A 24,109-nucleotide genomic window follows, 5' to 3' on the forward strand; every position below is an offset into this window, starting at 1 on the left:
CCGAAAGGCACGGGAAGTCCTGAGACCTCCCGTGCGGTCTTGCAACGTCAGAGCGGCATGATGCCCGGCGATTGACGCGGCCATTTGGCGATGACTTCCGGTGCCACGTTGAGATGTTGTGCGAGGAGAGTCGGCGGTGTGTGCGTCAGCCAGTCGGAGAGCGACACTTCCTCGTAATGCGCCGTGCGGAACACCTCGATGAATTGCAGGTCGGTGTCACCGGTGTTCTCGATATAATGGCCGAAGTTGCGTTTGACGTAGCCGACATCGCCCGGCGTGAAGTCCATCGTCGTGGCGTTCGGCCCGGAATTGAACAGGGTCATCCGCGCGCGGCCCGCGAGATAATACTGCCATTCGTCGGCATTCGGATGCCAGTGCATCTCGCGCATGCCGCCGGGCTTCACTGTCACCAGCGCCACCGCGATCGTCGCCGAAGCGGTGAAGTTGCTGGTATCGGCAATCCGGATCTCGCCGTTGCGTGTCGATTTGACCGGCTTGGACGATCCCAGCGCATAGGTGAACGGATAGAGCGCGACATCCGCGTCGCGATAGGACGAGGCCTGATCGGCCGCGAGCGAACCGGGAACCGTGCCCTGGAAGATCCAGAGATTTTGCAGCGGGATTTTCGCGAAGCTTTCGACCGGCACGCCGAAATTCTTGGCGAGGATTTCCGGCGGCGTATGCGCAATCCAGTCCGACAGCAGCAGCGTATTGAACTCGTTGGCCTGACCGTCATCGAAACAGATCACGAATTCGCAGCCATCGGGGCCGAGGCCCTGCAGCGAATGCGGCGCACCGGAGGGGAAGTACCAGAGATCGCCCGCGCTGACGTCGGCGACATAAGGCCGGCCCTGATTGTCGAGCACGGTCACCCGGCACGAGCCGTAAGTCATGATCGCCCATTCGCCGGCCTGGTGCCAATGCATCTCACGGATGCCACCGGCGGTGAGCCGCATATTGACGCCCGAGATCGTGGTCGAGATCGCAAAGTCTGCTTGCGTCACCTGCCGTGCCCAGCCGCCGTTCTGGATGCGGCGCGGCGCATTGTTGAACGTGGCCCAAGGCAGCGCCATGCCGCCGACATCGGTCGCTGGCGGCAATTGCGATGATGGAAACTGGCCGGCGATGACGGGATTCTGCGGGCCGGGATCGCTCAGATTGTTCGGCCCCTTGGCATTGACCGCGCCCTGCGGCGGCAGATCCGGATTGCCGAAGGTTGCGGCCTGTGCCGATGCTGCGGCGGTCATCACGATGCCCGATGCTGTTGCTGCCATGAGATCTCTCCGTGAGAACATGGGACGCCCTCCTGTTGCGACGCGTTGCGCGTCTTGCGTTTCGGATCGAGGTTGAGAGATGCGCGCCGCGTGACACCCGACGCGCATCGTTGGTAAGGCGTCGCTTGGCTACTTCTTGACGCCTGCCGCAGCGAGGATCAGGTCGGCGACTTCCTTGGGATGCGAGACCAGCGAGAGGTGGCCGGCATTGAGCTCGATGGTCGTCGCATTCATGCGCTTGGCGAGGAAACGCTCAAGATCGGGATTGATCGTCTTGTCCTGTTTCGACACCGCATAGAATGACGGCTTGTCATGCCAGGCGGCCGCCGTGGTGCGTCCGGCAAAGATGGATGCGGCTGTTGATCCCTGCACGGCATAGAGCACTTCGGCCTGCTTGCGCGGAACGCCATTGGCGAAATATTTCAGGAAAGCGTCTTCGGAGAGCTGCGTGTAGCCATCATGGGTCTGGATTCCGGCGCGCACCTCGCCCGTCGGAAACTTGCCGGACAGCGCCACGAAATCCTCGTTGGCATCCGGCGCACGGGCAGCGATATAGACCAGCGCCGAGACCTTCGGATCGGTACCGACGTCGCTGATCACGGTGCCTGCCCATGAGTGCGCGACCAGAACGGTCGGGCCGTCCTGCAAGGCAAGCGCGCGGCGCGTCGCGGCATTGGAGTCTTCCAGCGAGCTCAGCGGATTTTGCACGGCCGTGACATGCAGGCCGGCCGCCTGCAAGCGCGGAATGACTTCGGCCCAGCTCGACCCGTCGGCCCAGGCGCCATGCACCAGCACCACATTCTTCGCCTTTACGGGCGCTGCCGTTGCGGCCTGCGCCATCGGCGCCGTCAGCAGGCACATGGCTGCCGTCAGCATTGCACGCAATGTCGTCTTGGAAAGGGAATTCATCAGCATGGTATCACCATTCGGTTGCCCGGCGATTGTCTCGGCCGGAGGGATGAGGGAAGAATGGATGCGCATTTGACGTGTTCGCGTCGGTCAGCTCGAAGAGAGTCGATCGGCGTGGCACAATCTGGTTTATGGGATGGCGAGGCCGCGGTGAATCGGACGGTGGTGTGCGGCCGTCATACCTAGGTTTATTGTTACGGTACGCGGCTCCGGCGCGACTGTTACGCCGGCGAACCCGGCGATAACGGAATGGTGAGGATGGCAGGATGATCGACTACGTCACCGTGGATGTGTTCACGGATACGCGCTTCGGCGGCAATCCACTCGCGGTTATTCCCGATGCGCGCGCCATCGACGATGCGCTGCTGCAGAAGATCGCCACCGAGTTCAACTATTCGGAAACGACCTTCGTGTTTCCCTCGGATGATCCCGCGCATACTGCACGCGTTCGCATCTTCACGCCGACCGACGAGATACCCTTTGCCGGTCATCCCAATGTCGGCACCGCCTATGTACTCGGCCGTCGGGGCACGATCTTTGGCAAGCCCACCAGCGATCACATGGTGTTCGAGGAGAAAGCCGGCCTCGTCCATCTCGATCTGCTGCGCGATGGTGGCGTGATTGTCGGCACCGGCTTCGTCGCGCCGCAGCCACTCACGATGCAGGGTGAGATTGATCGTGACATGATGGCCGCCTGCATATCACTCGCACCCGATGCCATCGTCACGTCAACGCACGGGCCGCGCATGGTGTCCGTCGGTCTGCCTTTCGCGGTGGCCGAACTCGCCAGTCTCGATGCGCTGGCGTCCGCGCAACCAAACGCAGTGGTCTTCGAGCAGGCCGAACGGAAACATCGGTCTCGTGACGATCGTTTTTCGACCTTCATCTATGTCCGCACCGGCGATGGTTTCGATCACCTGCGTGCGCGGATGTTCGCGCCGCTCGACAACGTCTCCGAAGATCCGGCCACCGGGAGCGCCTCTGGGGCGCTCGCGGCCTATCTGGTGAGTCTGGATCCGCGCCGCGATACGGTCTGTGGCATCACCATCGAGCAGGGCGTTGAGATGGGGCGCCGCAGCCTTATTGAGGTCGAGGTGCGGAAGCGTGATGGACATGTCGAGAGCGTTCGCATTTCCGGCCGTTGCGTGCCGGTGATGCAGGGCCGTATCGACCTGTAAGCTGAATCACGCATTGCCCGGCAGACCGGCCACGCGCCACAGGGCCAACGACTTGTCGGCATAGTCGCCGCCAGCCTCCGTACAGCCTTCGTTGATCACGGCTAAGGGAGCAGGAAACAGGAACGGTGCGTACTGCAGATTGAGTACGCGCCAGTCACCGTCCTCGATATCGCGATTGGCTGATGCGTCGGGAAATGTCGTGGTCAGCAGCCAGTGGGTGCCGGAGCGTTTCAGATTGGCGATGGCGCGGTGGATGTTGGCGAATGACAGATGCACAAGGCAGTCGCGGCACAACACCAGATCGGCAGCGGGCAGGGGATCGCTGACAAGATCGAGTCTGGCAAAATCGATATGGCCTGCATTGCCATAGTGCGCGGCATTGGCCGCCACGATATCCGGAACGATATCGGCGCCGAGATAGCGGATACCGCCGAGGTCCATCCGCGCCATCCAGGTGAAATCGCCGCAGGGCAGATCGAGGATGGATTGCACCCGCAATCGCCGCAGCAATTGCGTGAGGTCGCGGCGGAGTGACGTTGTTGCGTCGAGTTCGGAGCCGAGGCCGGATTGCGATTTTTCAGCGCCCCACAGATTGGTGCGATAGATCAGCTCGAAACGCGTAGTGAGATCGAGCCCGTCGAATTCGCAGCGTCGCTCGGCGAAGCGAAGTTCGGCCAGAACCGGTGTGCGTCGCCTCGATCTGTCCATTCGCGCGCCCACTGTAGCAACGGTAAATCAGAGTTCCGCAGCCAGCCTCGATCTGAAGTTCACCGTTGTAAACACTCGTGAAACACGCTCTGGAATCATTGTCCTTGTAATTCGGCTGAAATCACCTATATTGCGTTTATTCGAATATATGCTCTGGCTTGTTGACCGCGCCGTAATCGGCTCCATTCCCCAAGACATCGTTGAAATCGGATCGGGCTCACGCGATGTTGCGTAGGGCTCGCGCATTCGCACATCTTGGAGAATAGTTATGGCAGTCGGTACAGTTAAGTGGTTCAACGCGACCAAGGGTTTCGGTTTCATTCAGCCTGATGACGGCGGCCAGGATGTGTTCGTTCACATCAGTGCAGTCGAGCGCGCTGGATTGGGTTCGCTCAATGAAGGCCAGAAGGTTTCTTTCGAAGCCAAGGCTGACAAGATGCGCGGCAAGACCAGCGCGGAAGATCTCCGCGCGATCTAAGCTTGAAGGTCCTGAAATTTCCACGGATGTACTGGGATTTCTCGACCAACAAGTTTTGCGTCGTCTTATAGATTTTGAATGACTGAAGCCCGTCGGTGAATCACCGGCGGGCTTCATGCTATACGCATGATCATACGCCTGATTTCAGCGTCCGATATGAGGATCGATCAAGATGATTGAACGTCTGGATACGCTCAAGGCGGCGCGTACGCGAATGATCGAGGAACGTGATACGCACGCGAAAGTGCTGGCGGCGCCCTTCAATCGCGATAATGCGGAAAGGGCTCGCATGAAGTTTGTCGAGATTCAGAACGTGATCGACGCCATCGATCGCGCCATCGTGGGCGAGCAATCCGTCCAATAGCGCCGGCTCTAGCCGATCAACGCGCGCAGTTCCGCAATCATCTTCGTCGTCTCAAACGGCTTGCCGAAAAAGCGGCTGTCGTGAGGCAGATCGTTCTTCGCAACCTGCAAATGGCCGGACACGATGACGATCTTGATCGGGGGCCAGCGGTTGCGCACCGCGTGGGCCAGTTTCAGCCCGTCCATGCTGCCGGGCATCTGTACGTCGGTGAACAGCAGCACGATATCGTTGCGGTTCTCGAGAATTCGCACGGCTTCGTCGGCATTGTTGGCCTCGATAGCGATGAAGCCGGCTTCCTCGACGATGTCGGCCGCGTGAATGCGGAGCAGAGGCTCGTCCTCGACGATAAGGACGGCGGGCCGCTGTATGTCACGTGCGTTGAGTTCTTGGAGTGATGCCATAAAAATTGGTGTCACCTTTCGTCGGGTACCGAAGCCAGATCGGTCAATCTGGTTTCGAACCGACATGTGAGCCCTTCGGGCAAGAATTCGATTTTGACGGAACTGCCGAAGTCGGCTGATAGCGTACCTTCGATCAGTCGTGAGCCAAATCCGCGTCGTGTCGGCGGCGCCACGACGGGGCCGCCGGATTCGCGCCACGCGAAACCTAACGCCGGCCCGTCGCTGCCGGTGTGACAAGCCCAGTCGATATCTATCGTTCCGTCCGGAACGGACAATGCACCATACTTTGCAGCATTGGTTGCGAGTTCATGCAGCGCCAGCGACAGCGACATTGCTTGCTTCGCGGTAAGTTCCACTTCGGGACCGGAAACGCGGATGCGACCTTCGCCTGTGCGGTGCGGCGTCAGCGCGCCATCGATCACCGTCGGCATCGACGCGCTGGTCCAGTTCGATTGCGTGAGGATGTCATGCGCCTGATTGAGTGCGGCTAGACGCGCATCGAAGATCGTGCGCGCATCTTCCTTGGTCGCGGCGGTCCGGAACGTCTGGCTGGCGATGGCGCCGACCATGGCCATGGTGTTCTTCATGCGGTGCTCGAGTTCGCGCGTCAGCAACTGCTGCTGTGTCTCGGCACGTTTCAGTTTACCGACGTCGCGAATGGTGCCGATGAAGCGACTGACTTCGCCGTTTTCGAATTCCGCTCTGCCCTTAGCCGAGCACCAGCGCTCAATGCCGTCATCGAGGCCGATGGTGCGGTATTCGATGTCATAGGCCTGCGGTCCGTCCAGCTTCATGGCATCCAGGCAGGCCTTCTCCGTGATGTCGCGGTCGTCAGGATGAAGCCCCTGCAGGAAGACGTCGAACGAGATCGGCTTGTCGAAGGCCAGCCCGAACAATTCGTAGCAGCGGCGGTCCCATTGCAGCACGCCGGTGCGCGGGTCGAAATCCCAGGTACCGGTGCCGGCGGCGTCGAGCGCCAGTCGCAGCTGCTTTTCGCTCGCGTGCAGCGCGACGTCGACAGCACGTGAGGCAGTGATGTCACGCGACACCGAAAGCAGTTGATGCGGTTTCCCGTCCGGACCCGGAATGGCGGTGACGGTGACATCCCACCATTTCGGTGTGCCGGCCATCGTCGTGGCAAAACCCTGGAAGTGACCGGTGCCGCCGTCCTGCGCGGCTTTCACCGCAGCCTTGGCGTCGATATTGCCCTGGTCCTGCCAGAAGTCCGGCCACGGGCAGCCCATGATGGCGCCGAAGTCCGTGACCTCCATGATGCGCTGGCCGCCCTCGGTCATGAAGATGAGGTTGCCGTCGAAATCGAGAACCTTAATGCAGTCGCCCGATGCTGCCAGCAGGCTGCGCAAGAATGAACTGGAGTCCGGAACGGGGCCTAGCGATTGATCCACGAATACCTCGGGAGCTGCGGCTCCGATGACGCAACACACGGCTGCAAAATGTAGGGTAACAGAACGTAGCGGCAACGTCCCAGCTCAATGCGAGTTCCAGTACGAGCGGGAGACCGCTGCAAACTAATGGCATTTACGCGACTGGCGACATCGCTTGCGCTGCGCTTTCGTCGGACCAGAGCCAGGCGCTGACCGCGCCGCTGCGGCCGCGGATCTGGACTTCGGTCGGGCCGCTCAACGCCCCCGTTGCGCGCACCGCACAGTCCGCTCCCGCGGCGCGCAGCAGGTCGTCGCTTAGGGCCACCTTCGCGCCGTGGCTCGCGGCGACCTCCATGAGCCTGCTGGCGACATTGACGGTATCGCCGGTTGCGGTGATGTGCTGGTAGCTGGCACCGCCGAGACGCGATGCGACGATTTCGCCGAAATGCGCACCGATCTTGAATCCGATCTGGCTGGCGATCTCAGGCGGAAGACCGGCGATCCATGTGCCAGTGCGCGTCGTGAGGTCGATACAGCAGCGCACAGCGCGCGCGGCATCGTCATCGGCGGCCACAGGCAATCCGAACAGGATCATCGCGCCGTCGCCCATGAAGGTCGTGACCACGCCACCATGGGCGATGGTCACCTGGTCGATCATCGCGTGGAAGGACTTCAGCAATTCGCGTACCGCATCTGCGTCGAGTGTCTCACTGAGTGCGGTGAAGCGCGAGAGATCGATGAAGATGACGGCGGCATGTTGATGCACCGGCTGCAACAGATAGTCCGGGTTCTTGATCAGCCAGTCGCGCAAGCCCGGCGCCTGGAACTGGCGCAGCAGGTCGCTGCGGGCGGCGAAACGCTGCACGCTGCGCCGGCTGCTCCAGATCTGCAGCGCGCCGAACGCCATCGCCGGCGGCACAGCCGCGGCCAGCGGCAATGCAGCGCTCATCCAGATGCCATGGGCATAGGCGATGGTGTTGAGCACGGCCCACAAGACGACGACGGCGACGATCGCAACGAGGCCGACGGCATTGCGCCGCCATGCGAGCAGGGCGATGCACAGCATCGCCAGGACGATCGCAAAGCCGGCATCGAACAGCCGGATGGATGTATTGCGCAGCAAGGTGTCCTTGGCGAGCAGATGCGTGATTGCGGTGGATACGACCTCCACGCCGGGCATCACCGGGTCGAACGGCGTGGAGAAGAAGTCACCGCCGCCGCTGACGGTGACGCCGATGGCGACGACGCGATCCTCGACATCAGCGCGGCGGAGTTTGCCCGCCAGAACCTCCGATGCGCTGATCGTCCGGATGGTGCCGCGCGGTCCGTAGAAAGACATCGGCAACAAATGGCCGACATCGGTCGGGATGTGGTTGCCCGCCAGAGAGAGATTATGTTCGCCGATCTGAGCATCGTCGCGCGAGGCGGCGGATGCGACGCGTAGCGGCATCGACACCATCACGCGGTCGGCCGAGCGCATCAGCATCGGCATCGAGCGCGGCACGCCGCTGCTGTCGGTGTTGAGATTGACCACGCCGACCGTGGCCTGATCGGCGAAGACTTTCAGCGGCAGCAGAAATCCCGACGCCACCGGTAGGTCGGCGAGAGGCCCGGCCTCCTTGGTGGCTACGGTCTGTTTGGACTCGCTGAACAGCGCCGCCGCGGCGATGACGGTGTTGGTCTTGCCAAGCGCCTGTGCCAGTGCGGCATCGCTCTCTGCTGCGCCGGCATCGACCAGCAGTAGATCGAGAGCGAGCACTTTCGGTTTATAGCGTGCGATCTCCTCGATGATTGTCGTCAGCGTGGCGCGGGGCAGCGGATAGCTGCCTTGTTCGCGCGCGATCCGATCGTCGATCGCGATGATGGTGACGAGATCGGGCGGCTTCTTCACGCCGCGGATCTGGATGCGCAGGTCGGTCAGCGTCGCCTCTAACCGGTCGAGAAAGCCGACATCGCCGCGGTTGTGACCAAAGGCCAGCGCTGCCGCCCACACGCCCGCCAGGACCATGGCGAGCGGTGTCTGCAATCTGCTGGCCTTCATCATCGTCGCGTATCCAGGCCGCTTAACGCCCGAGCCTTGCCATCAATGCGATGACGCGCGGCGCGGGCCAACGCTTGATGTCGAGTGGCGTCGCCGAGGTATCGACATCGACGCCTTCACCGGGGCCGAGGGTTACGCTGCCGGGGCCGGTCACGCGCCTGACGCCGACGCGACCGGTCTCGACGAAGACGGAGGTCTTGCTGCCCTCGGCGTCCACCGCCCATTTGGTGCCACGCACCGCGGCGATCGCTTGCGGTGTCATCACCTCGAAGGTTTTGCCGGCCTTCTGCTTGGGGGCCTCGATGAAAACGGCCTTGCTTTGCAGGTCGACGCCGTCGACACGGCCGTTGCGGTCGCGATCGAGCAGCGTGAAACGCGCGCCGTTTTCAGCAATGATCGTCACGCCGCCGCAGTGCAGGGTTTGCGGTCCGCCGGTTGGTTGGCGCGATGTGCAGCCCGGGCTGGCCTGCTGCGCCGATACAGCACTGCCATACAGGCACGCCGCAGCAACCATGGCCGCCGCCAGGCTGATTGAATGGGTCATGTTGGTTACTCCTGAACGCCATATCGGTAAGGCGGGCGGCGCGCGATTCCGTTCAACGTCTGCGGGCGAGCGGTGCGATTGGCGCTCGGAGGTACCCATATAGGGCAACGCAGCGGCACAACGAGGGCAGATCCAACCGGTATGGCCCATCTCACGGCCATGTGAGAGTGAGAGGCATTCTCAGTAATCGGGCCGCGAGCGCCGCCGCAATCTCGCCACAACGCTCCGGATTTTCAGGGGATATCAAAGGTTTGCATGAGGCTAACGAGGCCATTTTCGGGGCGTTCGTGCTTGTTTTCCCCCCGCGCTTCCTTTATTCCCGTTTTGCATCGCAGACAGCGTCCTGGAAGACTTGGGTAACCAAGATCATTGGCCGCGTTTAGGCGGATGCCTGGGCGTGATCCGGCAAACGGCAGACCGTTTTCCGCGCTGATCACGCTTCGACGCGTGTATTTTCAGAGGACTAGCGCCAAATGGCCAATGTTGTCGTCGTCGGCGCCCAGTGGGGCGACGAGGGTAAGGGCAAGATCGTTGACTGGTTGTCCGATCAGGCGGATGTCGTCGCCCGCTATCAGGGCGGCCACAATGCCGGTCATACGCTGGTCATCAACGGTCAGACCTACAAGCTGGCGCTGCTGCCGTCGGGCGTTGTGCGCCAGTCCAAGCTCTCGGTGATCGGCAATGGCGTGGTGTTCGACCCGCAGGCCTTCGTCGATGAAGTTGCCAAGCTCCGCGGCCAGGGCGTCGATGTCGGCCCGCACAATCTGCGCGTCGCCGAAAACGTCACGCTGATCCTGCCGCTGCACCGCGAGCTCGATGCGCTTAGAGAGAATGCCAACAAGGCCACGGCCATCGGCACTACCCAGCGTGGCATCGGCCCGGCCTATGAAGACAAGGTCGGCCGTCGTGCGATCCGTCTGATGGATCTCGCCGATCTCGCCACCCTGCCGCACAAGGTCGAGCGACTGCTGACGCATCACAATGCGCTGCGCCGCGGCCTCGGCCTCGAAGAATTCAAGTCGGCCGATATCGTCAAGGATCTCGCCGCATTCGCGCCGGTACTTCTGCCTTATGCCGAGGCGGTCTGGCGGCTGCTGGACAGCAAGCGCCGCGAAGGCAAGCGCATCCTGTTCGAGGGCGCACAGGGCGCGCTGCTCGATGTCGATCACGGCACCTATCCCTATGTCACCTCGTCCAACACCGTGGCCGCACAGGCAGCGACCGGCACCGGCATGGGCCCGGGCGCGGTCGGCTATGTGCTCGGCATCTGCAAGGCCTACACCACGCGCGTGGGCCAAGGTCCGTTCCCGACCGAACTGCTGAACGAGATCGGCGAAGAGATCGGCCGTCGCGGCAAGGAATTCGGCGTCAATACCGGGCGCAAGCGCCGCTGCGGCTGGTTCGATGCGGTGCTGGTGCGACAGACTGTCCGCACCTGCGGCATCAATGGTCTGGCGCTGACCAAGCTCGATATTCTGGACGGCTTCGACACCATCGAGGTCTGCGTCGGCTACAAGCTTGACGGCAAGGAAATCGACTATCTACCGGCCGGCGAGGGCGCCCAGGCCCGGATCGAGCCGATCTACGAGACCATCGAAGGCTGGAAAGAGCCGACCGCAAACGCCCGCTCATGGGCCGATCTGCCGGCGCAGGCCATCAAATACGTGCGCCGGATCGAGGAACTGGTGGGCTGCCCGATTGCTTTGCTTTCCACGAGCCCGGAACGCGAAGATACTATTCTGGTGCAAAACCCGTTCGAGGCTTAACGAACTGTTACCGGATAGCCTCCAAATTGATGCACCCGCAACATTGAGTCGAGATGGCTGATTACTACCCGTTGATCGCCCGTGCCATCGCCGGACTGGACCCCAGTGCTCCCGGTGAGCAGCGGCGCGCGCTCTATGAGCGTGCCCGCACGGCTCTGATTGCCCAGTTGCGCAGTGTCGAGCCGCCGCTCAGCGAGTCAGAGATCACGAGGGAGCGGCTGTCGCTCGAAGAAGCCGTCCGCAAGGTCGAATCCGAAGCGGCCCAGCGTGCCCGCGACGCTTCGCGTCCTGCGTCGGACGGCAAGCCGCGCGCCGGCGATGCTTTCCGCAATGCCGGGCCGCGTGCCGGTGCCACGCCGGCCGAGCCGTCGCCGCGCGGCCGTCAGCCGATCACGCCGACACCGTCGTCCCCGCGCGCGCCGGAAGAGCCGCGTCCGCCGCGCACCCTGCGTGTCGATCCGCCGCCGATTCCGAAGCAGCAGTCGCCCAATGCCGGCGCGCAGGATCCGAACGGTCCGCCAACCCGCGAACGGTCAGGCACGCCGCGCCGCTTCGAGAACAATCCAGCAGCGCCGCCGCCCGCCCGTAACGATCGAGGCGACCAGGGCGATGCCGCGATGCGCGGTTTCCGCGACGTCACCGCCGATGTCGACGATCTCGGCCGCGCCGCCGCGCAGGCCAACCGCGCGGCGCGCAAGACCTACGCCAACGTGCCGTCTCCGACGCCGGAATTCGATCGTCTCGAACCCAGCATGGAAGCGCGGAGCGAAGCTTTCGGCTACGACGAGACGGCTTACGACGACCAGGACGGCGACGAGTCGCAGGTGCCGCCGTCGCGCATCAAGGATTCCAAGGGCAAGAAGGCGAAGCCGCCCAAGCCTCCGAAGCCGAAGCGCGTCAGTGGCGGTTTCCCGTTCAAGACCGCGCTTCTCATCGGCATCGTGATGATCCTGATCGGCGCCGTGATTCTGGGATGGCCGACGATCAACAAGATGGTGCGCGGTTTCGCTGGCGGTTCGGCGCCCGTCGTCACCGACAACAAGGATGCGCCGCTGGCGCCGCGGCCGAAAATCGCCGATCGCGTCGGTCAGCCGTCGTCGTCGGATCAGATCGCGCCGGTCGCACAGCGCGTCGTGCTCTATGACGAGGATCCGGCTGAGCCGAAGGGCCGGCAATATGTTGGCACGGTGGTCTGGCGCACCGAGCAGATCAAGGGCACCGGCGGCAAGCCTGGTGACATCGCCGTGCGCGCGGACATCGAGATTCCGGAACGCAAGTTCAAGATGACCATGTCGTTCCGCCGCAACACCGACACGTCGCTGCCCGCCAGCCACACGGCCGAACTCACTTTCGTGCTGCCGCCCGATTTCGCCGGCGGCGGCATCGCCAATGTCCCTGGCGTGCTGATGAAGTCGAACGAGCAGGCGAGGGGCACGCCGCTGGCCGGCCTCGCGGTCAAGGTCACCGACGGCTTCTTCCTGGTCGGTCTCAGCAATGTCGAAAGCGATCGCGCGCGCAACCTGCAGCTCCTGAAGGAGCGGTCATGGTTCGATATCCCGCTGGTCTATGCCAACCAGCGCCGCGCCATCATCGCCATCGAGAAGGGCTCGCCCGGCGAGCGCGCGTTCAACGATGCATTTGCGGCCTGGGGCGAGTAGCAGATCAAGCGCGCCGGTCAGCCGCTCGTGATCTGCACTGACCTCTCCACGTCATGCCCGGCCTTGAGCCGGGCATCCACCTTTTGATTGTAACCGCAAGAAAGATGGATGGCCGGGTCAAGCCCGGCCATGACAGACGATAGTTGAGAGCCGCGCGCTCTCGCGCCCCGGAATGACAGCTATTGAAAGCGACGGCTACTTGCAGCCAAAGCTCCCCGCCTGCGTCACTGCTCCACCATTCCACGTTGTCCGCAGTGGATAGACGCAAGCCGGATAGCTCAACTTGTTGTCGCGCGACGTCAATGCGATCTCGCCGGGAGCCACTCCCTTCTCGACCCAGTCCGTCAGCGCGGTGAAGAACTGATCCTGCTCGCGCGTCGGCGTCTGGTTGGCATTGCCGGGTAGTTTCGGCAGCGGTACGGAATCGTTCTGGCCGCTGACCGTGTAGGCCCGGCCCTGCGAGCTGTGGGCCGAGCCGGGCAGCAGATACATCCGCATGAACTTCTGCACCTCCGCGTGGCCGCCCATCTGCGCCGCGACGCGCTCGTGATAGTTGACGTTGCCGGCGGGCGGGATCGCGTCATCGACGAGGCCGCTATAGACGATGATCTTGCGACCGAGATCGCGCAACTTGCCGAGATCCGCTTTGTCGGTGCCGAGATTGCTGAACAGGGTGGGTTGCAGGGCAAGGTTCTTGTTCACCGTATCGGCCAGACCGGCATAGCCGAGCTCCTGCCACTTGTTGCGTTCGGTGGTCGAGCCGTTGTTGAACGGAATGTCCGACGGGTTGGTGGCGCTGGCATCGGCGGTGTAGCGGACGTCCTGCAGTGCCAGGGCCACGCTGCCGGCGGCTGTACCGGTGATCTGGCTGCCGATCGCCGTGGTCCTGGTGAAGGCCCACCACACCTGCCTCGTTCCGAGCACCTTGCCGCTGCGGCTGTCGGAGCCCTGCGCGGCGTCGTAGCTGCCGTCGGGCGTCGCGCCGTACCAGATCCTGTCGAGCGCCATCGCGTCCTTGAGGCTCATGCAGGTTGCCGCATCGGCATTGCTGCCGGTGACGCCCTGGCCGGCCTCGCCGCTGCAGAGGGCCGCGGCATCGCGTGCGGGATCGTAGTCGCAGGCGAACGGATCGAGCAGGAAGCCGATCCCTGCCTTGTCGCAGGCGGCGAGGGCACGTTTGTTGGCGGCGTCGATCTTGGCGGCGAAGGCGGTGGCTTTCGGCTTGTCGAGCGCGGTGAAGCCGAGCTCGGTCTTCATCACGATCTGCGGATACAGCGCAGCCGTGCCGAATTGCGGGATGTTCAGTGCCGGCTGCGCGATCATGTAGCCGTCATAGAGCTCGGGATAGTCCTGAGCGATCTTCATGCCCTGACGGCCGCCCTGCGAGTGGCCATCGTAATAAGCGTAAGCCGGCGCCTTGCCGTAATACAGCGTGGCGAGCGCCCTGGTCTTGACGGCCTGCTCCACCATGGCGCGGACCGAGAAGTCGCGGAACGCCTCGACATTGACCTTGCCGTCGGAGAGGAATGTGAAGGAGCCGTCCTGATACCAGGGTTGTCCTGCATCGGTGGTGCCCGAGGCATAACCCATATTGGCGTTGACGAGGGCGGGCACCTTGCTGCCGATCTTGTCGGGATAACGATGGCCACCGCCGACCCAGCCGCCGCCGCCGTAATTGCGGATACGGGTATTCCAGTTCGCCGGTGTTGGCAGCCAGACCTCGATGCCGATGCCCTCGGACCAGGAGCGGGCAGTCTTGTCCTTTTCCGCCGTGAAGCCTGGCCCGACCAGAAGCTTCACAAGGCACATGTCCGCCGCCATGGTGATCGGGCGGGGCGAATCCTGCGCGACCAGTTCCTCGCCCTTCTTGATCGCCCGCACGGCCACTACTGTGGTGGCCTCATCCGGATGAAATGCAGCCTTGATACCGTCGTCGCAGGCGAGCTGTTGCGCGGAAGCGGGGGCCGTGGCGCCGCATAGCGCGGCAAACAAGGCCATCGCCGTCACGATGGCACGCGCGCGGTTGTCATCATGGATGATGTGGGGGGCTGTCGACATGGCGTTTCCCGTCTGTTTTATTTTTGAGTTGGGTGAGTTCTCCCCACTTCGCCTCTGCGATCAACTACCAAAACGACGCTTCAACGTAACATTATGTTAAAAAAAGGCCCCGTGGATTGGGCCTACAGCGATGTGATTTGACCCCGTATGGTCGCCTGCCTATCCACAATGATCCGCTCTTGAACCCATTCTGCCGCCATGGACCCCCGCATGACCACGCGCCGACAGGTGATGAAGCTCGCCGCCTTTGCTGCCAGCCAGACCGCGCTGATGGGCGCGGTGCGTGCCGAGGGCGGTGTCGATCTCGGCGCGGCCGCGTCGGCTGCGCTCCCCTTCGCGCAACAGACGCCGATGCGGATCGGTGCTGCCGCGCTTCGTGTCCGCGACCTCGGCAAGATGCGCAGCTACTACACGGACCTGCTGAAGCTCGACACCATCAGCGCGGACAAGACCGAGGTTGTGCTCGGCGTCGACGGCGTGGCGCTGTTGCATCTGATCCATCGGCCCGATGCACCGCTGGAAGCGCAGACCACGGCCGGGCTGTTTCACACCGCGTTCCTGATGCCGAGCCGCGCCGATTTCGCGCGCTGGCTGGTCCATGCCGCGCTGGCGCGCACACCGTTCGATGGCTTTGCCGATCATCATGTCAGCGAAGCGTCCTATCTCACCGATCCCGAGGGCAACGGCATCGAGGTCTATTCGGACCGGCCGCCGTCGGCGTGGAAATGGACCGGCGACATGGTGACCATGGGGACCGACCAGCTCGACATCGACAGCATCGTGGCGCAGACGGACACGACCCGCGATCAGTATCACACCGCGCCGAAGGCGCTGCGCATCGGTCACATGCATCTGCGCGTCGGCGACGTTGCGCGCGGCCGCAATTTCTATGAGGGGCTGATCGGGATGGAGCCGACGCGGCTTGGCCGGCCGGGTGTCGCATTCCTGTCGTCAGGTCGCTATCACCATCACATCGGCATCAACACATGGCAGAGCGCCGGCAGCGGTCTCCGCAATGCGCAGGAGACCGGGCTGGCCTGGTTTTCGCTCCGTATTGCCGATGATGCCGTGATGGCCGACCGCAAGCGCCGTCTTGCGGCGGCGGGTCTGTCAGGCGAGTCGATCGCAGATGGCATTGCGATCGCCGATCCCTGGGGCACTCAGGTGCGGCTCGTGAAAGCGTAAGGTCGAGAAAGATTTCGGCCGGTCTGCTGTCGCGCGCGACAGGCCTACGCCTCAGCCAATTCGAAATACCGCGGCGCGTCGCGCCAGCCGTGGGCTGCAGCATGGAGCGCCTTGGCGCGATAATCCAGTTCGAGATCGCAGAGCATGCCGCGCATTTCCAGATCGCTCTCCTCGCGGGCGAGGCGGTTGCAATCGTCCGCGCGGTCTCTGAAATAATTTTCTGACATAATCATTGGTATCGTTTTCCATCGGCTTCGATGGAACTTCGCTGTCCGGTTTGGCGAAGACGTGGCGGCATGCCATCAAATACGTGGCAGTTCCCGCTTTTCGCGCTGCGAAAGATTGCGCAGCAATGTTACGGCGCGCCGTTCGCGCCTGCGGTCACGGCGTGCGACACGAGCGCATGGGCGTCGGTGATGCCGCCGGCCGCATGGCGCACGATGGTCTCCGCCATCATCGCCTTCGTCGCCGGCGTACGATGCTGCACGGCGATCTGCTGCACAGCGATATCCAGCACCTGGCGCAGCGTGGCCACATAGTTTGCGTCGAACTTCGGTGTTGGGTCGGTTGTCATGCTACACTCCGTCGTCTCGAGCTGCGCGGACCATGCTGGCGCATTGGGGCGCATCTTGGCCCGTGCGATGAAACGTGGATGACGGCTGGTGACATTGTTTTGAAGTGTGGGCGTGAACCTTCACGCGGTGTTGCGCGACATCCCGCCACGCGCAGTACGACTTGCGCATTCGAATAAAACGCAGTGCAAAAATCTTCAGGATTTGTGAAACCGGCGTGACATCGCGTGCACATTCGCGCGATCGATGACGCTGCGGCTTTCTGAATGTGGTGTTTAACTAACGCTCGGTCATTCTTGCGCAGGCTTGCGGCGTGGCACTCGCGCCTAGCGTTCCTGCATGACGCTGAGCGGAATGTTGACCTCGCAACTGAGGCCATCGGGATCGAAGCGCAGGCGTGCTTCGCCCTGCAGTTGCCCGGGCAGCGCCTGTTCGATCAGACGGCTGCCGAAACTCTTCCGTGACGGTTCGATCACCGGCGGTCCGCCGCTTTCGATCCAGCGCAGGATGAAGCGCTTCGGCGTATCCTGCGTCGTTGACCACGAGATCGTGACGCGGCCGGCCGGCGTGGACAGCGCGCCATATTTGGTGGCATTGGTGCAGAGCTCGTGGATCACCATTGACAGCGACATGGCAGGCCCGGACGAGATGGCGAGGGTGTCGCCGGTGATCGTGAACTGATCGATGCTCTTGGATTGGAATGCGCGCACCGCGCTCTCGATCAGCGAACGGCAGCTCGCACCGGTCCAGGTCTCGCGGATCAGCAGATCCTGCGCCACCGCCAGCGCCTGCAGGCGATCGCCGATGGTCTTGGCAGCTTCTTCGAGGCTGCCGGCCGTGCGCAGGCTCTGCGATGTAATGGCCGACACGATGGCAAGGGTGTTCTTGACGCGGTGATGCAGTTCACCGATCACCACTTCCTGCAGCTTGGCCGCGATGGCGAGCGCCTGCGCATCGACGCCAGCCTTCGCGAGCAGTTCCTTGAGATAGTCAGGCTCGTTCTCGATCGAGCGCGGCAAAGGAATGGTCATTCCCCGTAGTAACAGGTTGGCGGAGCGCCGTATATTGCGAAGGTATTGCCAGCTGACCTGCCCATGTGCGTTCGGAACGGGCCACAGGCGACCGGGCTGATTACGGACTGGTGGACGGTCGACCGCTGATCGGGCTTCCGCCGCGAGATATCCGCCATCGAGCCAGTCGCGCGGCAGTTGCAGTCGGCGCGCAGCCAGCGCACGCGGTCGCCGGCCACGGTCCGGTATTCCGCAAAAGAACGGCCCGCCATGTTTGAAACGCGCCGTAGCGCTCCGCTTATGGGCTCGCGGCTTACCTCAGCGAGATGGCGAGGCCCGAGAGATCGGCATTAACCATCAATCCGGTCTGGCGGCCGCTGAGTTCCAGCAGCGCGCCTTTCTCGTTGGTGAGCACGATGGCGCTGACGCCGCGGCCGACGGCAGCCCCCGCGCCGCCTGCGCCATAGACGCCGGCCACATCGCCCGGGCTGTTGATGCGGCTGACGCGGCCGGACAGATAGGTCTGCGACGCGCCGAAGACGAGGCCCGCGCTCAAGCCGCCGATCGACAGCGGATAGGTCCGCCCGCGAAAGGTCAGCGTGCCCGAACCGCCCGACGCGCCGATGAACCAGCCGCCCTTCAGCACATTGATGCGGATCGTGCCGCTATCGGCGAAAGCCGCGGAGGACAGGCTTGCGCCGATCAAGGCGAGGGCGGCGACGAGGGTGGTGCGGAAAAGCGAGCGCGACATGGGGGTGTCCTCCGAGGAATGATTCGTTGGCGCAAGGCGAGGCCGGCACAATTCAGCAAAATGGCCGCGGGGTCCATGGGCCTTCGGCGCTGCGCGGGCGGCGAGGGCGCTGCAATTGACAAATGCAGGCCCCACCAAACACACTCGGCCATGGCCAGGACCGTCCTCTTCCTCTGCACCGGCAACTACTATCGCAGCCGCTATGCGGAAGAACTCTTCAATCACCTGGCGCGCCGTGCCGGTCTGGACTGGGAGGCGACGTCTCACGCCCTGGCCATCGAGCGGGGCAGGGACAATGTCGGCCCGATGGCGCGACAGACCATCGACGCGCTGACCATCGATGGCATTTCGCCCCTTGGCGCGTCGCGGATGCCGGCGGCCTGCACGCATGATGCGCTTGCAGCGTCCGATATGGTCGTGGCCGTGAAGGAGGCCGAGCACCGCACCTTGCTGGTGACGCGCTTTCCGGGCTGGGAAGATCGCGTGACCTATTGGCACGTGCATGACATCGATGTGGCGCCTCCCGACGTCGCGCTGGGCAAGCTGAAAGCGCATGTCGCGCGTCTGGTGCGTGAGCTGGCTGAACTTCCCCATACGGGCCTGATCGCTCCTGCCATGTGGCAACTCGTCGAACGCCATGTGGGGCACGTCGGCTATAAAGGCGGCGTCAAGTCCGAAGGACTTGCGTGGGATCCGCCGGTCATCGATTGCTCCGGCTGGGCCGCGCTGCTGCTGTCCAGCGCGATGCAGGCGATGAATGATGCATCCAGAAGCGGCGTCTTCAGCGCCAGTGAGATTGCCGGGATTTCGACCTGGTCCGATCGCATGATCGAGGTCATCGAGACCCGCACCGGGTTTATTCTCGAAGGCGATCGGATCGATCTCGAAAGCCTGCCGTGCTTTGCAACGATCGGCTTGCGACAGGGTGGTGGAGCATGGGCCGCGAACCATCCGCGTCCACGCGGGATCACCCATGTGGTTCAGATCGTGCGCCGCCCTCATGACGATGCGCCGTTCGTGACGGAGTCGCAGGGCTGGGCAACGCCCTCCGGTCTCCGGTTGTTGCCGCTGGCGGATTGGCTTGATATCAGCCGGGCGTGGCTCAAGGCCGGCGAGGCATGGGCGGTCGATCCGTTTGCGTCGTCCGCGCATCGCTCAAGCACCGCGTAAGGCCAGCGAGCGCGAACTGCGACGAAGACATTATTGATACGTCGAAAGAACCCCTTCACCAGCAGCACGCCGCTGCCGATCGCCACCACCACAATCCCGTAGCCGGTCAGGACGTCCGCCGAGGTGCCACTGAACGGCCATAGTGCGGCGACGCCGATGCCAACGGTGAAAATCAGCACGGCGTAGAACAAGCCGCCGCGCTCTTGCGGCTTTGACGCCAGCGCCGCGACAATAAACTCCAGCAAATGATCTAGGGTATCAGACATTCGAGGGCTCATCCGACCTTTGATGACCGTGGTCCGCAACAATTCGACACGACCTGTCAGTTCATCAGCCAATATTTGTATCGGATACGGGCCTTGGGCACCGGTCCCCGGTCTGCCGGTTTCCACTCTCCGAACTCCGATTGGCGACGAGGTCGTGCAGGTAACTCCAGCCTGAATTCGTGGACTACGTTACCGATCTTCGCCTTGATGACACGGTCGGGCGTCACCCGGTAGAGATCAATATACCCGCGTATCAGGCCCTCTGCGGCTCCTCCGCTGGCTGGGGTAACCTGGCCCAATGATGCCGAGCGGGTTTCTTTCGGACTCTCCATCGAGATGGAGATGGCATCGGGACCCGTCAATGACGTTCCGTCCGGGACGGAGATCTCGAACTGTATCGACGCTGCTGTCTGATTGCTGGAGAGATAATCCGAAGTTCTCCAGAGCTCATACACCACTCCGCTTACAGCCAGAAGAATAGTAACAAGCCAAATGTAAATGACCGTCCGACGCAGACCGCGATGATCGAGATCCCGCGCGTATCGATACGCGGAAAGCCCGAACACAACAGTGCCTACTGGAAGACCGAATAGAAAACCGAATATTGCCGAGCTTCCCTCCATGTGACGGAAGCCGAACACCGGGCCAATCTCGGAAAAGAGCGTGACACCAATTATTGCGCCTAGCATAGTCAATGTCAGGACGAAGACGCTTTTCATCGAATTAATCCTGCGGGGAGGCCCGCGCCGCGAGTCCCACTTCCTCATCGTAAGAGTCTTTGGTGGATGTTTTCGCCGAAGAGACGAGCTTGCCTATCGATCGAGGCCGGTCATTCAATTCAGTGCGAACTTTTTGATCTCTAGGCCGTGCTGATGCCGAAACGCGCCGTCATCGACGATCATGGAAAAACGCAGACCAACGATTCCTGCCCATTGCGACTTTTGGAGGCGACCACACGCCTGCTGATTGCGCATGACCTTCCTTCCGCACCGATTAGGTCGCCAGAGGCAGTGAAAGGTTCAGGGGCGGTTATCAAAGCCGGGACTATCGAGCAGGAGCCAGTCCCGATGCGAGCGTCGCATTTTGCAATCATGTCGTTCGGTGCGCCCAGAACCCGTCGCCCTTGTTGTGTTGACCAGATTTGCAGACATCCCACTCCGGTGCGGAGCACGTCCGCTTATGCGCCGATGGCAGAATGCCGAGGCCGTAACGGTGTGTCCGCCTTGCGCACCGCGTTGATCTGGCCCGTCAGCGTGGACTCGGAGACGGCCCGTCCGCCCCAAACGGTCTGCAGGAGATGCTCTTGTCACAGCCTGTGCCCGGTTCTGGACCGGAAAGAGCAGCAGATCGAACGGCTTCGGTCCAACAGCGACGAGCTCGGCACCTCGCTTGAGCTCGGGCCGATCGGCGTCCTGGCAATCATTTTCGAATGAAAACTGCACGTCCGCGCTTCGATTGCACAAGAAGCCAAGGAAAACTCAACGGCAATTCAAGATGCCTACAAGGCTTTCCCGCCCGTACGCGCGCATTCTGGCAGTGCTTTCAGGAGCAAGGCCACGGATGGCCCGAACAATCGGAGGAAAGTCATGAGGATCGTCGTCATGGGCAGTACGGGTCTCATCGGACGCACACGAGTGCCTGATGCGGGCGCACGTCCATGACCAAGCCTCACGATCGTTTGAACGACCCGGCAGCCGCATCTGAGGCGCCCCAGGAAACTCCGTCCCATGCCGAGCGGCGTTCTGCCGGTGCGGAGATGGCCCGCGTGCTCGGGACCACACCATTTCACATGGCTTTGGATTCCTCCGGTGCCGGAATCACCCACTGGAAACATGAGCCATTGCACGACGTCGTCGAGCCCATGACCCATCACGTCATCATGGCTTACAACGGTTCGATGCAGCGCATGGAGCGGCGGTCGGGAAGATCGGTTGCGATTGGAACGTTTCGTCCCGGGGTTGTGATCATCATTCCAGAAGGATCAAGCTCCCGATGGGATATTCCGAAACCCGTTGATGTCGTTCAGCTCTATCTTCCGCACAAAATACTCGAGCGCGTTGCCCGCGAAGCCGACGTCGTCGCTCCCGGCGACCTGCTGGAGCGAACGGCGCATCCCGACCCCATCACATCGCGGTTGCTCATAAGTGCGGCGGACGTCCTGGAGGGCAATGCGGCCCTGGATGCCCTGTTCAGGCAGCAAGTGACGGATCTTCTGGCCACGCGCCTGCTGGCTGCGCATATCGGCGCGCCAACCATGTTCCAGCAGACCATGGGCGGGCTGGCGCCGAAGACACTGCTACGCGCCATCGAACGTTTGCGTTCGGACAGCGATACGGATGTCTCTCTCTCCGCCCTGGCTTCGGATGCCGGCCTGTCGCGCTTTCACTTCTGTCGCGCTTTCAAGGAAAGCACCGGGCTTTCGCCACATGCCTGGTTGCGCCAACACCGGCTCGAGCAGGCCATGAACATGCTGCGCGACACCGACGCATCGGTCGTGTCGGTGGCTGCAGCGCTTGGCTATGCCTCGCAGACAGCCTTCGCAGCGGCGTTCAGGAAGCTGACCGGCGAAAGTCCAAGCGATTGGCGACGACGGACGCGTTAGCAGCAATCTCTCGACAGGTACGTCAATCGCTCTGGGGCAGTTGCAGATCCGATCGGCTAGATCATCACCGTGCCCACGCCAATAACGGACGGAGACAAACAATGGCCTGGAAGACCTTCGTCGACCCACTTGCAATGATACCGCGACGGAGAGTCGTCACGAGCTCTCTGATATATGGACTTTCACTGACCATTCGACTGACGACATCGACGGGCGAAGAGGCCGAGAAGCCTGCGCAGACCGCGCAAGACAGCACCCCTTCGTTGTCCATCATCGTGAGCGACGACATCCATGCGTTGAACGACCGGCCGCTGACGTTCGCTCAGCCGATCATCTTTCACCGTGACCGGCCGCTGGTTCCGCGAATCTGCCGCGCCGAATGTGAACGTCCCATGCAACTGGCGTCGATGCTGGACTGCTCCCCTCCATAGGGGCTCACCTCGTCGTTCCCTTCTTCGCGTCATCGTTGATCGCAACAAATTTGCCGCAGGTGAGAAGCGGCGGCGGTGACGCACGTACTGTCGAGCAACCCAAACCCAAGGAGAACATCACATGCGAATAGTCATCATAGGCGCCGGCTTTGCCGGCATGTACGCCGCATTGTCCGCAGCCCGCCTGCGCGACATCAAGGGCGTTTCGCCCGAACAGCTCGAGATCGCGTTGGTCGCACCCGAGCCGACGCTGGTCATTCGTCCGCGGCTCTATGAGCCGAAGCCCGAAACCCTGACGGCACCTTTGCTGGATGTCCTCAAGGCCATCGATGTCGTCTATGTGCAAGGCAGCGCCGAGACGATCGACATCACATCCCGCATCGTGCAGGTCGCGACCGCCAACAATAAGCGACAGCCGCTCTCCTACGATCGGCTGGTCGTGGCGACCGGAAGCCGGTTGTTCCGTCCGAATATTCCCGGCCTCGCGGAGCATGGTTTCAGCGTCGACAATCTCGACGATGCGATCGCGCTCGACAAGCATCTGCATGGCTTGGCTAACCGGCCGGCGTCGAGCGGACGCGACACCATCGTCGTAGCCGGCGGCGGCTTCACGGGAATCGAAGCCGCGACCGAAATCCCGACGCGGCTTCGCGCGATTCTCGGCAAGGACGTCAAGCCACGCGTCATCATTGTCGAACGAAACAGTGCGATCGCTCCCGATATGGGCGAGGGTCCGCGTCCCATCATCGAGGAGGCGCTGCGCAAGCTCGGTGTGGAGACCCGGCTCGGTGCTGGCGTTGCCTCGCTGGATGCATCTGGCATCACACTGTCCGACGGCGAACGTATCGAAACCGAGACCGTGATCTGGGCGGCAGGCATTCGCGCCGCGCCGCTGACCACGCAGATCCCCGCCGAGCGCGACAATTTCGGCCGGCTGCTGGTCGACCGCGATTTGCGCGTACCCTCGGTGCCTGGCGTCTTTGCCACGGGCGATGCCGCCAGAGCGGCCAGCGACGATGTCGGCAACTACGCGCTGATGTCGTGCCAGCATGCGACGCGGATGGGCGCCTTTGCCGGCAACAATGCCGCTGCCGAATTATTGCGCATGGCGACCAGGCCATATCACCAGAAGGCCTACGTCACCTGTCTCGACCTCGGCGAAGCCGGCGCACTGTTCACGCGCGGCTGGGATCGCAAGGTCGAGATGGTTGGCGACGTCGCCAAGAAGACCAAGAAGGAAATCAACACCGTCTGGATTTATCCGCCGAAGCCCGAGCGTGCCGCTGCTCTCGCCTCGGCCGATCCGGAGCATGTGACCGAAGTCTAATCGCTCCACACAAGAAAGGACCGCGCTCCAA

General features: G+C 62.6%; 24 protein-coding genes. 10 read left to right on the plus strand and 14 right to left on the minus strand.

Going from position 1 to position 24,109, the window contains the following annotated elements:
- Positions 1–47 precede the first annotated feature (47 nt).
- Both A4A58_RS09455 and A4A58_RS09460 read right to left on the minus strand, forming a co-directional pair.
- Positions 48–1,295 (minus strand): cupin domain-containing protein, encoded by a 1,248-nt coding sequence (locus A4A58_RS09455; RefSeq protein ID WP_068731256.1) that lies wholly within the window; start codon positions 1,293–1,295, stop codon positions 48–50.
- 108 nt (positions 1,296–1,403) lie between these two features.
- Positions 1,404–2,183, minus strand: coding sequence for an alpha/beta fold hydrolase (locus tag A4A58_RS09460; protein WP_068731387.1), 780 nt, complete (start codon positions 2,181–2,183; stop codon positions 1,404–1,406).
- A gap of 266 nt (positions 2,184–2,449) precedes the next feature.
- Between A4A58_RS09460 and A4A58_RS09465 the strand changes: the two genes are divergently transcribed.
- Positions 2,450–3,361, plus strand: coding sequence for a PhzF family phenazine biosynthesis protein (locus A4A58_RS09465; protein ID WP_068731257.1), 912 nt, complete (start codon positions 2,450–2,452; stop codon positions 3,359–3,361).
- Positions 3,362–3,367: 6 nt separating this feature from the next.
- Here A4A58_RS09465 and A4A58_RS09470 read toward each other — a convergent pair whose 3' ends face one another.
- A complete protein-coding gene (locus A4A58_RS09470; protein WP_068731258.1) occupies positions 3,368–4,069 on the minus strand; it encodes a class I SAM-dependent methyltransferase in 702 nt (233 codons plus the stop codon).
- Positions 4,070–4,337: 268 nt separating this feature from the next.
- Here A4A58_RS09470 and A4A58_RS09475 point away from each other — a divergent pair, with 268 nt between their 5' ends.
- Both A4A58_RS09475 and A4A58_RS09480 read left to right on the plus strand, forming a co-directional pair.
- Entirely contained in the window at positions 4,338–4,547 is a 210-nt protein-coding gene (locus A4A58_RS09475) for a cold-shock protein (protein WP_068731259.1), read from the plus strand.
- A 172-nt stretch (positions 4,548–4,719) separates the two neighbouring features.
- On the plus strand, positions 4,720–4,911 hold the full coding sequence (locus A4A58_RS09480) for a hypothetical protein (RefSeq protein WP_068731262.1): 192 nt from the start codon (positions 4,720–4,722) through the stop codon (positions 4,909–4,911).
- Between the two features lie 8 nt (positions 4,912–4,919).
- Here A4A58_RS09480 and A4A58_RS09485 read toward each other — a convergent pair whose 3' ends face one another.
- From A4A58_RS09485 to A4A58_RS09500, 4 genes are all read right to left on the minus strand, one after another.
- The gene (locus A4A58_RS09485) at positions 4,920–5,312 is read right to left on the minus strand and encodes a response regulator (protein ID WP_068731264.1); all 393 of its coding nucleotides are present in this window, start codon (positions 5,310–5,312) and stop codon (positions 4,920–4,922) included.
- A gap of 11 nt (positions 5,313–5,323) precedes the next feature.
- Complete coding sequence (locus A4A58_RS09490) at positions 5,324–6,718, minus strand: HWE histidine kinase domain-containing protein (protein WP_158005666.1); 1,395 nt, start codon at positions 6,716–6,718, stop codon at positions 5,324–5,326.
- Between the two features lie 133 nt (positions 6,719–6,851).
- Positions 6,852–8,738: a CHASE2 domain-containing protein gene (locus tag A4A58_RS09495; RefSeq protein ID WP_068731272.1), complete on the minus strand. Its 1,887-nt coding sequence runs from the start codon at positions 8,736–8,738 to the stop codon at positions 6,852–6,854.
- Between the two features lie 22 nt (positions 8,739–8,760).
- Complete coding sequence (locus tag A4A58_RS09500) at positions 8,761–9,282, minus strand: FecR domain-containing protein (protein ID WP_068731274.1); 522 nt, start codon at positions 9,280–9,282, stop codon at positions 8,761–8,763.
- Between the two features lie 473 nt (positions 9,283–9,755).
- Between A4A58_RS09500 and A4A58_RS09505 the strand changes: the two genes are divergently transcribed.
- Together A4A58_RS09505 and A4A58_RS09510 are read left to right on the plus strand one after the other, a co-directional pair.
- Entirely contained in the window at positions 9,756–11,048 is a 1,293-nt protein-coding gene (locus A4A58_RS09505; protein WP_068731276.1) for an adenylosuccinate synthase, read from the plus strand.
- 53 nt (positions 11,049–11,101) lie between these two features.
- Positions 11,102–12,706, plus strand: coding sequence for a hypothetical protein (locus tag A4A58_RS09510; RefSeq protein WP_068731278.1), 1,605 nt, complete (start codon positions 11,102–11,104; stop codon positions 12,704–12,706).
- A 195-nt stretch (positions 12,707–12,901) separates the two neighbouring features.
- Here the strand turns inward: A4A58_RS09510 and A4A58_RS09515 are convergent, their stop codons facing one another.
- Positions 12,902–14,764 (minus strand): tannase/feruloyl esterase family alpha/beta hydrolase, encoded by a 1,863-nt coding sequence (locus tag A4A58_RS09515; protein ID WP_068731280.1) that lies wholly within the window; start codon positions 14,762–14,764, stop codon positions 12,902–12,904.
- A gap of 210 nt (positions 14,765–14,974) precedes the next feature.
- Between A4A58_RS09515 and A4A58_RS09520 the strand changes: the two genes are divergently transcribed.
- The gene (locus A4A58_RS09520; protein ID WP_068731282.1) at positions 14,975–15,949 is read left to right on the plus strand and encodes a VOC family protein; all 975 of its coding nucleotides are present in this window, start codon (positions 14,975–14,977) and stop codon (positions 15,947–15,949) included.
- 44 nt (positions 15,950–15,993) lie between these two features.
- Here A4A58_RS09520 and A4A58_RS09525 read toward each other — a convergent pair whose 3' ends face one another.
- From A4A58_RS09525 to A4A58_RS09540, 4 genes are all read right to left on the minus strand, one after another.
- Complete coding sequence (locus tag A4A58_RS09525) at positions 15,994–16,182, minus strand: hypothetical protein (protein WP_068731284.1); 189 nt, start codon at positions 16,180–16,182, stop codon at positions 15,994–15,996.
- Positions 16,183–16,304: 122 nt separating this feature from the next.
- Complete coding sequence (locus tag A4A58_RS09530; protein WP_068731389.1) at positions 16,305–16,523, minus strand: hypothetical protein; 219 nt, start codon at positions 16,521–16,523, stop codon at positions 16,305–16,307.
- A 324-nt stretch (positions 16,524–16,847) separates the two neighbouring features.
- A complete protein-coding gene (locus A4A58_RS09535; RefSeq protein WP_068731286.1) occupies positions 16,848–17,552 on the minus strand; it encodes a sensor histidine kinase in 705 nt (234 codons plus the stop codon).
- 292 nt (positions 17,553–17,844) lie between these two features.
- Positions 17,845–18,282, minus strand: a complete 438-nt coding sequence (locus A4A58_RS09540; protein WP_068731288.1) for a hypothetical protein — start codon at positions 18,280–18,282, stop codon at positions 17,845–17,847.
- A gap of 18 nt (positions 18,283–18,300) precedes the next feature.
- Here A4A58_RS09540 and A4A58_RS29615 point away from each other — a divergent pair, with 18 nt between their 5' ends.
- Entirely contained in the window at positions 18,301–19,452 is a 1,152-nt protein-coding gene (locus tag A4A58_RS29615; protein ID WP_244499710.1) for a hypothetical protein, read from the plus strand.
- Between the two features lie 322 nt (positions 19,453–19,774).
- Here the strand turns inward: A4A58_RS29615 and A4A58_RS09550 are convergent, their stop codons facing one another.
- Both A4A58_RS09550 and A4A58_RS30765 read right to left on the minus strand, forming a co-directional pair.
- Entirely contained in the window at positions 19,775–20,437 is a 663-nt protein-coding gene (locus tag A4A58_RS09550) for a hypothetical protein (RefSeq protein WP_068731290.1), read from the minus strand.
- 114 nt (positions 20,438–20,551) lie between these two features.
- Entirely contained in the window at positions 20,552–20,692 is a 141-nt protein-coding gene (locus tag A4A58_RS30765) for a hypothetical protein (protein WP_158005667.1), read from the minus strand.
- A 683-nt stretch (positions 20,693–21,375) separates the two neighbouring features.
- Between A4A58_RS30765 and A4A58_RS09560 the strand changes: the two genes are divergently transcribed.
- From A4A58_RS09560 to A4A58_RS09570, 3 genes are all read left to right on the plus strand, one after another.
- Positions 21,376–22,320: a helix-turn-helix transcriptional regulator gene (locus A4A58_RS09560; protein ID WP_068731294.1), complete on the plus strand. Its 945-nt coding sequence runs from the start codon at positions 21,376–21,378 to the stop codon at positions 22,318–22,320.
- A gap of 101 nt (positions 22,321–22,421) precedes the next feature.
- Positions 22,422–22,751: a hypothetical protein gene (locus tag A4A58_RS09565; protein WP_139069818.1), complete on the plus strand. Its 330-nt coding sequence runs from the start codon at positions 22,422–22,424 to the stop codon at positions 22,749–22,751.
- 121 nt (positions 22,752–22,872) lie between these two features.
- Complete coding sequence (locus A4A58_RS09570; RefSeq protein ID WP_068731297.1) at positions 22,873–24,078, plus strand: NAD(P)/FAD-dependent oxidoreductase; 1,206 nt, start codon at positions 22,873–22,875, stop codon at positions 24,076–24,078.
- Positions 24,079–24,109 lie beyond the last annotated feature (31 nt).

The sequence above is a fragment of the Tardiphaga robiniae genome, from assembly GCF_001618955.1.
Lineage (GTDB): Bacteria > Pseudomonadota > Alphaproteobacteria > Rhizobiales > Xanthobacteraceae > Tardiphaga > Tardiphaga robiniae_A.